This window comes from Pseudomonas sp. Y3 TE3536 (assembly GCF_053629175.1).
Genome location: NZ_JBRJHU010000001.1, coordinates 5,440,151 through 5,451,620, shown reverse-complemented (window position 1 = coordinate 5,451,620; position 11,470 = coordinate 5,440,151). Strand labels below are relative to the sequence as shown.

Here is an 11,470-nt window from a genome sequence, read left to right as displayed (position 1 = left end):
GCGTTGCCTGTTGCGTTAACTGTTGTAGGAGCAGCCTTGCGCTGCGAAGAGGCCGGCGATACCAGAGAAGATTCGCTGTGTTGTCACCGGCCTCTTCGCAGCGCAAGGCTGCTCCTACAAGGGTCGGGCAAGGGCTTCAGACCATCGCCAAGCGTTGCTTGCGGGTCGGTGCTGGGAATGCCCGGTCAATCGCTCGCAGGTCTTCGCTGCTCAGGGTCAGCAAGCCGGCCGCCGCATTCAGTCGCACATGCTCTGGGTCTACCGCCTTGGGAATGGCAATCACCCCCTCATCACGGGTCACCCAGGCCAGGCTGACCTGGGCCGGTGTCGCACCGTGGCGCTCGGCGATCTCGGCCAGCACAGGGTGCTGCAACAACTGCCCGGCCTGGGCCAATGGGCAATACGCCATGGTCGGCAAGGCGCGTTTCTGGCTCCACGGCAGCAGGTCGAATTCGATGCCGCGTTGCACCGGGTTGTACAGCACTTGGTTAGTGGCGCAATCGGGGTTGTGCAGTTCGCGCAAGTCATCGACATCGAAATTGGACACCCCCCAACGCTTGATCTTGCCTTGTTCGCGCAAACGCTCGAACGCTTCGACGGTTTCCTCCAAGGGATGCTGGCCACGCCAGTGCAGCAGGTACAGGTCGATGCAGTCAGTGCCCAGGCGTTTGAGGCTACGCTCGCAGGCGGCAGGCACGCCGCGCTGGCTGGCATTGTGCGGGTAGACTTTGCTGACCAGAAACACCTGGTCGCGGCGCCCGGCGATGGCGTGGCCAACTACCTGCTCTGCGCCGCCCTCGGCATACATTTCAGCCGTATCGATCAGGCTCAGGCCCAGCTCGATACCTTGTTGCAGGGCTGCCACTTCGGCGGCCCGGCGGCCAGGGTCTTCACCCATGTACCACGTGCCCTGGCCAATGGCCGGCACCTTCGAACCTGCCAGTTTCACGTATCGCATGTCACCTCCGGGATCTGGGTATGGGAAAGCAGTACCTCGAGCAGCGCTTGCGCTGCGGTGGACAGTTTGTGCTCACTGAGCGCGATGACCCCCATGCGCCGCTCCACGGCGGGCTCGACCAGCGGCACGCAGCGGGCACCGAGCTCCTGCATCTGATTGATGCACAGCGCCGGCACCGCGCTGACGCCCAGGCCGCTGGCAACCATGCGGCCAACGGTCGACAGTTGATGGCTCTCGAATGCCACCGCCAGCTTGCCATGGCTGGCCGCGACGTTCTGTTCCATCAACAGGCGGACCGCCGACGGGCGTTGCAAGGCGATGAAGTCTTCGGCCAGCAGTTGCGTCCAACTGACCTGGGGCAGCCCGGCCAGTGGCGAGTCGGCGGGCACCACGGCGACGAAGCGGTCCATGTACAGGGGGTAGAAGTCCAGGCCATCGGTGTTGTCCGGTTCGAAGCCGATGCCCAGTTCGACGCGACGGTGGCGCACCAGTTCCTGTACCTGCTCGTTGATCACGTCATGCACGGTGACGTTGACTTTCGGGTAGCGCTGGCGAAACACCTTGAGCGCGTGCGGCAGCAGGTTACCGGCGAAGGCCGGTATGGCCGCCACCGAAACCCGCCCCAGTTGCAGGGTGAAACGCTGGCGCAGCATTTCTTCGGTGTCGTCCCAGTCGGCCAGCAGGCGCCGGGCCAGCGGCAGCAGCACCTCACCTTCGGCAGTCAGGCTGACACTGCGGGTGGTCCGGCTGAGCAGGGCGCCGCCGAGGTTTTCCTCAAGCGCCTTGATGGTCAGGCTCAACGCCGGTTGCGATACATGCAGGTGTTCACCGGCCTGGGCGAAGCTCTGGTACTTGGCCACGGCGACGAAGGCGCGGAGTTGCTTGACGTTCATGACGGCCCTGATCGTTGTTTTGAAAAAGTTATCAATCGATGATGAAAACAAAATTAACAAATCAGTCGACTAAGGTGAAGATGGGGCACACGCTCACCGACAGCCTCGTCGGTTCAACAACTACAAAAGGCGGATCAACATGGCCGGACTGGACAAGCGCGTAGCAACGTATGAAGAGGCCCTCGACGGCCTGACCGACAACATGACGGTATTGGCCGGTGGTTTTGGCCTGTGTGGCATCCCGGAAAACCTTATCAACGAGATCAAGCGCCGTGGCGTCAAGGGCCTGACCGTGGTGTCGAACAACTGCGGTGTCGACGGTTTCGGCCTCGGCGTATTGCTGCAAGACCGGCAGATCCGCAAGATGATCGCCTCCTATGTCGGCGAAAACGCCGAATTCGAACGCCAACTGCTCAGTGGTGAGCTGGAAGTCGAACTGACCCCACAAGGCACCCTGGCCGAAAAAATGCGCGCCGGTGGCGCTGGCATCCCGGCGTTCTACACCGCCACTGGCTACGGCACCCCGGTCGCCGAGGGCAAAGAGGTGCGTGAATTCAAGGGCCGCCACTACATTCTCGAAGAGTCCATCACCGGCGACTTCGCCATCGTCAAGGGCTGGAAGGCCGACCACTACGGCAACGTGGTGTACCGCAACACCGCGCAAAACTTCAACCCGCTGGCGGCCACGGCCGGCAAGATCACCGTGGTCGAAGTGGAAGAGATCGTCGAACCAGGCGTGCTGCTGCCCAGCGAGATCCACACCCCGGGTATTTTCGTTGACCGCGTGATTGTCGGCACCTTCGAAAAGCGTATCGAAAAGCGCACCGTCAAGGCCTGAGCGCCATCCTTCAGAACAACAAAGAGATCCTGACCATGGCACTGACCCGCGAACAGATGGCGCAACGCGTCGCCCGTGAACTGAAGGACGGCTACTACGTCAACCTCGGCATCGGCATCCCGACCTTGGTGGCCAACTACGTACCCGCTGACATGGATGTGATGTTGCAGTCGGAAAACGGCCTGCTCGGCATGGGCGAATTCCCTACCGAGAGCACGATCGATGCCGACATGATCAACGCCGGCAAGCAGACCGTCACCGCCCGCCGTGGCGCGTCGATCTTCGATTCGGCGCAATCGTTCGCCATGATCCGCGGTGGCCACGTCGACCTCACCGTGCTCGGCGCCTTCGAAGTGGATGTGCAAGGCAACATCGCGTCGTGGATGATCCCCGGCAAGTTGGTCAAGGGCATGGGCGGCGCCATGGACCTGGTGGCCGGTGCCGACAACATCATCGTGACCATGACCCACGCGTCCAAGGACGGCGAGTCCAAGCTGCTGCCGCGCTGCAGCCTGCCGCTGACCGGTGCCGGTTGCATCCGCAAGGTGCTGACCGACCTGGCCTACCTGGAAATCGACAATGGCGCCTTCATCCTGCGCGAGACAGCGCCGGGGGTGAGCGTTGAAGAAATCATCGAGAAGACCGCCGGCAAGCTGATCGTGCCGGATGATGTGAAAGAAATGACCTTCTAACCCGCAAGCGGGTCATTCAACCTGTAGGAGCAGCCTTGTGCTGCGAAGAGGCCAGTGACAACACAGTGATTCTTCGCTGCTGCCACTGGTCTCGTCGCAGCACAAGGCTGCACCTACAGGTTTTTTGCGTTGCTGTAGAAATGTCCGATAAAACCAATAAAAGGAAGTTGATCGTGGCCGCTGAAATCCAAGACAGCCGCTCCGCCCGCTTTGCCCTGCGCTGCTCCAACTGGGCCGAACGCTGGTTCCCTGATTCCTGGGTATTCGCTGCCCTGGCCGTCGTACTGGTGTGCGTGGGGGCCCTGGCCATGGGCGCCAAACCGACCGACACCGCCAAGGCCTTTGGTGATGGCTTCTGGAGCCTGATCCCGTTCACCATGCAGATGGCATTCGTGGTCATCGGTGGCTACGTGGTGGCCAGTTCACCGCCTGCCGCGCGGCTGATCGACCGTTTGGCACGCATTCCCAAGAACGGCCGCTCGGCCGTGTGCTGGGTGGCGCTGATCTCGATGCTGGCCTCGTTGCTCAACTGGGGCCTGTCGCTGGTGTTCGGTGGCTTGCTGGTGCGCGCCCTGGCTCGGCGCAGCGACCTGAACATGGACTACCGTGCAGCCGGTGCTGCGGCATACCTGGGCCTTGGCGCGGTATGGGCATTGGGCCTGTCGTCTTCGGCGGCGCAATTGCAGGCCAACCCGGCCAGTTTGCCACCGTCGATTCTGTCGATCACCGGGGTGATTCCGTTCACCGAGACCATCTTCCTCTGGCAGTCCGGCGTCCTGCTGGCGGCGTTGGTGATCGTGTCGCTGGTGGTGGCCTATGCCACCGCGCCAGGCCCTAACAGTGCCCGTACCGCGCAACAATGCGGTGTCGACCCAAGCTTCACCGCGCCGCCACCGGCCCAGCGCAGCCGGCCCGGTGAGTGGCTGGAGTACAGCCCCATCCTGACCTTGCTGCTGGTGGCCCTGGCCGGTGGCTGGCTGTATCAGGAGTTCGCCACCAAGCCCGCCATCACGGCCATCTCCGGGCTGAACACCTACAACTTCCTGTTCATCATGCTGGGTGCCTTGTTGCACTGGCGCCCGCGCAGCTTCCTCGATGCTGTGGCCCGCGCGGTGCCGACCACCACCGGGGTGCTGATCCAGTTCCCGCTGTATGGCTCGATTGCGGCGGTCCTTACACAGGTCAAAGGGGTGGACGAACAGACGCTGGCCCATCACATCTCCACCTTCTTCGTGCAGATCGCCTCCCACGACACCTACGCGGTGCTGATGGGGGTGTACTCGGCTGTGCTCGGCTTCTTCATCCCTTCGGGCGGTGGCAAGTGGATCATCGAGGCGCCCTACGTGATGCTGGTGGCCAATGACCTGCAATACCACCTGGGCTGGGCAGTGCAGATCTACAACGCCGCCGAGGCGCTGCCGAACCTGATCAACCCGTTTTACATGCTGCCGTTGTTGGGGGTACTGGGCCTCAAGGCGCGCGACCTGATCGGCTTCTCGTTCGTGCAGTTGCTGGTGCATGCGCCCCTGGTGCTGGTGCTGCTGTGGGCACTGGGCACAACCTTGCAGTACGTGCCGCCCGTGATGCCGTGAGAATTTGCCCGGTCAAGGCCAGCATTTCGCGCGCACTCCACGTATCATCGGTGTGCGCGAGCCTTGCATCTGCCTTCGCCTGGGAAACTGCTTCACATGTCGATCCGATTGAAACTGCTGAGAAAGAAACTGGGTATCACCCTGGAAGTGCTGGCCGACAAGACCGGCATGACCAAAAGCTACCTGTCCAAGGTCGAGCGCGGCTTGAACACGCCGTCGATCGCTGCCGCGCTGAAACTGGCGCGGGCGCTGAACGTCAATGTCGAAGAGCTGTTCGCTGAAGAACACACCGCGCAGAGCCGTTACAGCCTGGTGCGCCACGCTGAACGCCAGGCGCTGGTGGGCGACGGCGAAGGGCCGGGCTATGCGGCGCTGACCAGCCAGGTAGGGCAGCGCAGCCTGCTGCCGTTTCTGATTCAGCCGCCCACCGAGTTCAGTGACCCGACGTTCAAGGAACACCAGGGCGAGGAGTTTCTGTTCGTCCATGCGGGGCAGGTTGAGGTCGATTTCGTGAATGAACGGGTGCTGCTGGAGCAGGGCGACGCTTTGCATTTCAACGCCCAGACACCTCACCGCTTGCGTTCGGTCGGGCCGCGCCCGGCGCAGTTGCTGGTGGTGGTACACGACAACGGCGAATGAGGGCAGGGCGATGATCGAGGTGTCGCGGTTCTGGCGCGATCCGGCATTGCCCTTTGTTGAGGCTCGGCGGGTCGGGGACGGGCGCCAGGTGTGTTATGCCGCCCATTCCCATGAGAGCTTTTCCATCGGGGCCATCACCGGTGGGCGCAGCACCTACCTGAGCGGTGACAGCCGGATCGAAGTCAGCGCCGGCACCACGGTGTTGATGAACCCAGGGGTGGTGCACACGTGCAACCCCATCGAGGGCGAGGCGTGGTCCTACCTGATGCTGTTCGTTGACGTAGCGTGGTTGCAGAGGCTCGGCTTCCAGTTGCCGGCGCAGGTTGTCAGTACCTCGCCGGCTCTCTACAGCGCCTTGCTGCAGGTGTTTGCCGACCTGTTCGACGACAACCTGGGTGATCGCGAAGCGCGGCTTGCGGCGCTCTTCCAGAAGCTGTCGAGCGTGCTGGGTGGCGAGCCTGGGGCACCCAAGCCGGATCATCCTCGGCTGGAAGCCGCTGCGGCCTTCATCCGCGCACACCGTACCGACCCGCTAGACCTTGAAGACATCTGCCAAGCCTGCGGCTTGTCCCGCGCCTACCTGATCCGCGCGTTTCGCCAGCGTTTTGGGCTGACGCCCCACGACTACCTGCTTGACCAGCGTGTGCAGTGCGCGCGCGCGCAACTGCGCCAGGGCAGCTCGATTGCCGACGCAGCCCTGGCAGCGGGCTTCGCCGACCAGGCGCACCTGCAGCGTGCCTTCAAGCGGCATTTGGCTGCGACGCCGGGGCATTATCGCAAGCGATAACTTAGGGCCGCTGCGCGACCCATCGCCGGCAAGCCAGCTCCCACAGGTGTGAGTGAATCTCAAGAAATGCGCTACCTCTGTAGGAGCTGGCTTGCCGGCGATGGGTCGCGCAGCGGCCCCTTTGGCCCTGACTGACAGGCTTGAACCCGCATCAAGTGACCAGGTAAACCGCGCTGCCCACCAGCAATAAGGCCAGCCCCCGGTTCAACAAACGCATGCGCCCCGGGTTGCCCAGGCATTGGCGAATCACACTGCCAGCCCATGCCCAACTGGCCACCGAGGCGAAACAGATCGGCCCATAGATCCAGGTGAACACCCACAACAGTTGCTGGTCGCCCCCTGTGTAGGCGCCGACACCTGCCACCGCCGCCAACCATGCCTTGGGGTTGAGCCACTGCATGGCCGCGCCCTGCCAGGCAGACGGGGCGCGCTGTGCATGATCGCTGCCCAAGCGGCCATCGTCGCGGGCCAGCTTCCACGCCATGTACAGCAAAAACGCGACACCTCCCCAGTGCAGCAGCAAACCCAAAAGCGGCCAGCGCAACAGCAGTTCATGCAGGCCCAGCCCAACCAGTACCAGCAACAGGCAGAACCCCAGCGTGGCTCCGGCCACGTGGGCCAGGCTTGCGCGCAAGCCATGCCGGGCACCGCTGCCCAGCGCGACAATGTTGACTGGGCCAGGAGAAATCGAGGCGGCCAGCGCAAAGGCGGCCATGGACAAAGACAGGCTCATGGGGGTAATCCAAGTGGTGGAAGTTGGCGCTATTCTTCAGGGGCAGGGCGTCAGGTGTATTGAATGAAAATCCCCTGTTACAGGTTTTGTAATAGTTTCTCACTGTCAGAAAAACTGGCTGTGATTGTAGGATCTCTTACCCAATTTCTATTCAGGTACCTATGAGCACCTTCGCGGAACCCCCCTGTCCTTGGCCTTCTCGGCCGCCTTTCACCTGTCCTTGTGACGCTTCCCTCGTGAGTACCCGCTAATGGAATGGCTAGCCGACCCCACGGCCTGGCTAGGCCTGTTGACGCTTATCGTCCTCGAGCTGGTGCTGGGTATCGACAACCTCGTGTTCATCGCCATCCTGGCCGACAAACTGCCGCCGCATCAGCGTGACCGTGCGCGGATCATCGGTTTGAGCCTGGCGCTGATCATGCGCCTGGGCCTGTTGGCGAGTATCTCGTGGATGGTGACGCTGACCGCGCCGCTGTTCGAGGTATTCGGCAAGAGCTTCTCGGGCCGCGACCTGATCATGTTGTTCGGCGGTGTGTTCCTGCTGTTCAAGGCCACCATGGAGCTGCACGAACGGCTTGAAGGGCATGTCACCCAGGCCAGCGGTGCGGTACGCCACGCGGCGTTCTGGCCGATCGTCGCGCAGATCGTGGTGCTCGATGCGGTGTTCTCGCTGGACGCTGTGATCACGGCCGTGGGCATGGTCGAGCAGCTGTCGATCATGATGATTGCGGTGATCTTCTCGATCGGCATCATGATTGTCGCCAGCAAGCCGCTGACCCGCTTCGTCAACGCCCACCCGACGGTGATCATGCTGTGCCTGGGCTTCCTGATGATGATCGGTTTCAGCCTGACCGCCGAAGGCCTGGGCTTCCATATCCCGAAAGGCTACCTGTATGCGGCCATCGGCTTCTCTATCCTTATCGAAGTGTTCAACCAGCTGGCCCGTGCGCGCCGCAAGCGCAGCCTGCAGCAGCACAAGCCACTGCGTGAGCGCACGGCCCATGCGGTACTGCGCCTGCTGGGCGGCCGTCGGGTCGAGGCTGACGAGGTCGGGGAAGAAATCGCCGACCTGGTCGAGGGCGGTGGCGAAGAGGTGCTGTTCGACCGCCGTGAGCGGGTGATGATCAGCGGTGTGCTGAACCTTGCCGAGCGGCCGATCCGCACGGTGATGACCGCGCGCACCGAGGTCGATGTGATTGACCTGGCGCTGCCGGCCGCAGCCATTACCGAAGCCTTGGCCAATTCGCCGTACTCGCGCCTGCCGCTGATCCGCGACGGCCGCATTGATGAACCACTGGGCTTCGTGCACAAGAAGGAGCTGCTCAAGGAACTGCTGTCAGGCAGCCAGCCAGACCTGGAGCGCATGGCCCGGGCGCCGTTGAACCTGCTGGAAAGCTTCAGCATCCTCAACGCCCTTGAGCAGATGCGCGGTCAATCGACCCATATTGCCTTCGTGGTCAACGAATTCGGTGACTTCACCGGCCTGTTGACCATGACCGATATCCTCGAGTCGATCGCCGGTGAACTGCCGGATGCGAGTGAGGTAGAAGGGCCGGGTATCGTCGAAGAAGGGGATGGCTTTGTCGTCAGCGGCGCCCTCAACCTCAGCCAGGTGCAGGCGCGTACCGGTTTCAGCGCGCGTGCCACCGAGGACTACCAGACCCTCGCGGGCCTGGTGATGAGCTTGCTGGACCGCCTGCCGATGGTGGGGGATCGCCTGGCCTGGAATGGCTGGACGCTGACCGTGGAGGCGGTTGAGGAGCGGCGTGTGCGCCAGGTGCGGCTTATACCGAGCGGCGACGCTGACGCAGCAGGTGCTTGAAGCCTTCGAGCACCAGCACCAGCACTGCGGCCCAGATCGGCAGGTAGGTCAGCCACTGATCCGGGCCGATGCTCTCACCCAGCAGCAGGGCCACGCCTACCAGCAATACCGGCTCGACGTAGCTGAGCAGGCCAAACAGGCTGAACGGCAACAGGCGGCTGGCCAACACGTAGGCGATCAGGGCCGAAGCGCTGATCGCCCCCAGCACCGGGATCAAGGCGTAAAGGCCGGGGTGCGCCTGCAGGTCTGCAGGTGACAACGGCCCCTGGATCACGAAGTACAGGGCCCACGGCAACAGCAGGCACATGTCGCACCACAAACCGCCCAGGTGGTCGGTGCGGCAGCGTCGGCGCAGCACGAAGTAGATCGGGTAACCGATCATCACCACCAGGGTTTCCCAGGCGAAGCTGCCATGTTGGTACAGCTCGTGCCCGACACCCAGCGCAGCGCAGCACACGGCGATTTTCTGCAAGTGCGACAGGCGCTCGCCGTAGACCAGGCGCCCGGTCAAGACCATGGTCAGTGGCAGCAGGAAGTAGCCCATCGACACCTCCAGGCTACGCCCGTGCAACGGCGCCCAGAGGAACAGCCACAGTTGCACCCCCATCAGCCAGGACGTACCGACCATCCCCAGCAGCAGCACCGGGGTACGCCTTACCCGCCCCAGCAGCTCACCAACACGCTGCCAGTCCTTGGAAACCAGCATGAACAGCGTCAGGCAAGGCAGCGTCAGCAGCGTACGCCAGCCAAAGATTTCCTCACCATCGAGCGGCGTGAGCAGGGAGGTATAGAAGTACATCACGGCGAACAAGCACGACGCCATGACTGATGAAAGGATGCCTTTTGACACGAATGCCTCGAATGGGAGAGTTGGGCGGCTGGATCAGCCGCGCATGATCTCAGGGGGCGCGTCCTGCGGCAACCGCGAGACGCCTTGGCGAGCGGCCAGCGCTTCGAGGAACGCCTCAGCCGGCATGGGCTTGGCGAACAGGTAGCCTTGCTGGAAGTCGACGTTATGCCGGGCCAGGTAGTCGCGCTGGGTCTCGGTTTCGACGCCTTCGGCGACGATGCCCAGGCCCAGCTTGCCCGACAGCTCGATAATGGTGTCGAGGATGTGCAACGACAATGCGTCACCCCCGACCATGGCTACGAAGCTTTGGTCGATCTTCAGGTAATCGACCTTGAACTGGCGCAGGTAGTTGAGGCTCGACTGGCCAGTGCCGAAATCATCCAGCGCAATCATCACGCCCATTTCATGCAGCTTCTCGAACAGGTCCAGGGTCACCGGCGTGGCTTCGATCAGCTTGCGCTCGGTCAGTTCCAGGGTCAGCGCCACACGGCCTGGCGGGAAGTGCTGAAGAAAGGTCCGGCAATCGTCGAGCAGGCTCAGGTCGCGGCAATGGTCAGCGGTGATGTTGATGCCAATGTGGAAGCCATCCTCCAGCAGCGCGGCATACGGTGCCAGGTTCTGCGCAGTGTGCAGCATCAATGCGCGGGTCATGGCGACGATCTGGCCGCTGTGCTCGGCGTAGGGGATGAACAGGTCGGGGCGCACCAGGCCTTCGCGGGGGTGGTTCCAGCGCATCAGCACTTCGGCACCGGCCCACTGGTAATCACCCTTGCGTACCACCGGCTGGAAGTACGGCAGAAACTCGTCGGCCTCCAGGGCGCGCTGCAGTTCGGCACGCGGCGAAGTGGCGCGGCGGACCTGCCAGTGGCACACCGCCCCGGCCACCGCACCGAGTATCAGCAGCAGGCTGAGCAAGGCGGGGTAGTGGCTGAGCAGCAGTTGGCCTTGCTTGTCGGCGTCATAGCCGCCGTACACGCTGAACGGGTAGCGGGTAGAGCTCAACGTCACCGCGGCAGTCGCTGCCGTGGGCGGTGAGCCTTCGTGGACAGCACCGTCCTTGCCCATCCAATCGTTACCGACGCGGATCTGCAGCGTCTCGTCCGGGCCGATCAGGCGCAGTGCCGTGAGCAAGTGGTCGCCATCGACGGTAGTGATCGCGCCGCGGTCACCGTCGCTGGCCCGATACACCAGCAGCGCGTGGCCCGGCGTTACCGAGTTGCCATTCATCAACCACAGCGTGCCGTTGGCGTAGTCGCCAGCGTCGACGGCCTCATCGAACTCACCGAACAGCGAGGAGCAATACAGCGTGTTGTGCTGGAACAGGTTGGTGGAGCGCACAAAGGCATTACGCGTGACCTGGCCGCGCAGTGCCAGTTGCACCTGCGCGCACGGGCCGCCTGCCAACGGCAGCAGCGCTTGTGCCGTACTGGACGCCGTGTCGAGAATACGCTCGACATGGTCAATCACCTGAGCGGCAGTAGCATGGCTGTTGGCATGCAGTTCACGGTCGATCTGCCAGTTCATCACCCCCAGGCCGCAGGCCACCGGGAGCACGCCGATCGCCCAAGGCAGCAGGGTGCGCCAACTCCAGCCGGCGCGGCGTTTACGGGTGAGGGGCATACTGGCCTAATCTGTTGAAGAGAACGTGCAGAGGATAGCCGTTTGT

11 protein-coding genes are annotated in these 11,470 nt (G+C 63.0%); 6 read left to right on the top strand and 5 right to left on the bottom strand.

Going from position 1 to position 11,470, the window contains the following annotated elements; all coding sequences use genetic code 11:
* Positions 1–136: 136 nt before the first annotated feature.
* On the bottom strand, positions 137–958 hold the full coding sequence (locus tag AB7M33_RS24395) for an aldo/keto reductase (RefSeq protein WP_454243847.1): 822 nt from the start codon (positions 956–958) through the stop codon (positions 137–139).
* Positions 946–1,851 (bottom strand): LysR family transcriptional regulator, encoded by a 906-nt coding sequence (locus AB7M33_RS24390; RefSeq protein WP_027593433.1) that lies wholly within the window; start codon positions 1,849–1,851, stop codon positions 946–948. Before AB7M33_RS24390 ends, AB7M33_RS24395 begins: the two co-directional genes overlap by 13 nt.
* A 139-nt stretch (positions 1,852–1,990) precedes the next feature.
* Between AB7M33_RS24390 and AB7M33_RS24385 the strand changes: the two genes are divergently transcribed.
* The 5 genes from AB7M33_RS24385 to AB7M33_RS24365 all read left to right on the top strand — a co-directional run bounded on the left by AB7M33_RS24385 (position 1,991) and on the right by AB7M33_RS24365 (position 6,399).
* Complete coding sequence (locus tag AB7M33_RS24385) at positions 1,991–2,689, top strand: CoA transferase subunit A (RefSeq protein ID WP_265969438.1); 699 nt, start codon at positions 1,991–1,993, stop codon at positions 2,687–2,689.
* A gap of 35 nt (positions 2,690–2,724) precedes the next feature.
* The gene (locus tag AB7M33_RS24380) at positions 2,725–3,381 is read left to right on the top strand and encodes a CoA transferase subunit B (protein ID WP_027593431.1); all 657 of its coding nucleotides are present in this window, start codon (positions 2,725–2,727) and stop codon (positions 3,379–3,381) included.
* Positions 3,382–3,521: 140 nt separating this feature from the next.
* Complete coding sequence (locus AB7M33_RS24375) at positions 3,522–4,973, top strand: short-chain fatty acid transporter (protein WP_252823949.1); 1,452 nt, start codon at positions 3,522–3,524, stop codon at positions 4,971–4,973.
* A gap of 96 nt (positions 4,974–5,069) precedes the next feature.
* Entirely contained in the window at positions 5,070–5,612 is a 543-nt protein-coding gene (locus AB7M33_RS24370) for a helix-turn-helix domain-containing protein (RefSeq protein WP_027593429.1), read from the top strand.
* A gap of 10 nt (positions 5,613–5,622) precedes the next feature.
* Positions 5,623–6,399 carry a helix-turn-helix domain-containing protein gene (locus AB7M33_RS24365; protein ID WP_454243846.1) on the top strand — a complete coding sequence of 259 codons (777 nt, stop codon included), beginning with the start codon at positions 5,623–5,625 and terminating at the stop codon, positions 6,397–6,399.
* Positions 6,400–6,550: 151 nt separating this feature from the next.
* On the opposite strand, the gene AB7M33_RS24360 is transcribed toward AB7M33_RS24365, so the two are convergent.
* Positions 6,551–7,132 carry a LysE family translocator gene (locus AB7M33_RS24360; protein ID WP_454243845.1) on the bottom strand — a complete coding sequence of 194 codons (582 nt, stop codon included), beginning with the start codon at positions 7,130–7,132 and terminating at the stop codon, positions 6,551–6,553.
* 250 nt (positions 7,133–7,382) lie between these two features.
* On the opposite strand from AB7M33_RS24360, the gene AB7M33_RS24355 reads away from it, so the two are divergent.
* Complete coding sequence (locus AB7M33_RS24355; RefSeq protein WP_027593426.1) at positions 7,383–8,954, top strand: TerC family protein; 1,572 nt, start codon at positions 7,383–7,385, stop codon at positions 8,952–8,954.
* Here AB7M33_RS24355 and rarD read toward each other — a convergent pair.
* Together rarD and AB7M33_RS24345 are read right to left on the bottom strand one after the other, a co-directional pair.
* Complete coding sequence (rarD, locus tag AB7M33_RS24350) at positions 8,917–9,804, bottom strand: EamA family transporter RarD (RefSeq protein WP_027593425.1); 888 nt, start codon at positions 9,802–9,804, stop codon at positions 8,917–8,919. The two genes, AB7M33_RS24355 and rarD, sit on opposite strands and share 38 nt — an antisense overlap.
* Before the next feature lie 33 nt (positions 9,805–9,837).
* Positions 9,838–11,424, bottom strand: coding sequence for an EAL domain-containing protein (locus AB7M33_RS24345; RefSeq protein ID WP_454243844.1), 1,587 nt, complete (start codon positions 11,422–11,424; stop codon positions 9,838–9,840).
* Between the last annotated feature and the right edge of the window lie 46 nt (positions 11,425–11,470).

Excerpts from the sequence above, each read along its gene's own strand:
- AB7M33_RS24370 (WP_027593429.1), top strand. The coding sequence starts at position 5,070 with ATGTCGATCCGATTGAAACTGCTGAGAAAGAAACTGGGTATCACCCTG.
- AB7M33_RS24365 (WP_454243846.1), top strand. The coding sequence starts at position 5,623 with ATGATCGAGGTGTCGCGGTTCTGGCGCGATCCGGCATTGCCCTTTGTT.
- AB7M33_RS24385 (WP_265969438.1), top strand. The coding sequence starts at position 1,991 with ATGGCCGGACTGGACAAGCGCGTAGCAACGTATGAAGAGGCCCTCGAC.
- AB7M33_RS24375 (WP_252823949.1), top strand. The coding sequence starts at position 3,522 with ATGTCCGATAAAACCAATAAAAGGAAGTTGATCGTGGCCGCTGAAATC.
- AB7M33_RS24360 (WP_454243845.1), bottom strand. The coding sequence starts at position 7,132 with ATGAGCCTGTCTTTGTCCATGGCCGCCTTTGCGCTGGCCGCCTCGATT.
- AB7M33_RS24395 (WP_454243847.1), bottom strand. The coding sequence starts at position 958 with ATGCGATACGTGAAACTGGCAGGTTCGAAGGTGCCGGCCATTGGCCAG.
- AB7M33_RS24390 (WP_027593433.1), bottom strand. The coding sequence starts at position 1,851 with ATGAACGTCAAGCAACTCCGCGCCTTCGTCGCCGTGGCCAAGTACCAG.
- AB7M33_RS24355 (WP_027593426.1), top strand. The coding sequence starts at position 7,383 with ATGGAATGGCTAGCCGACCCCACGGCCTGGCTAGGCCTGTTGACGCTT.
- AB7M33_RS24345 (WP_454243844.1), bottom strand. The coding sequence starts at position 11,424 with ATGCCCCTCACCCGTAAACGCCGCGCCGGCTGGAGTTGGCGCACCCTG.
- AB7M33_RS24380 (WP_027593431.1), top strand. The coding sequence starts at position 2,725 with ATGGCACTGACCCGCGAACAGATGGCGCAACGCGTCGCCCGTGAACTG.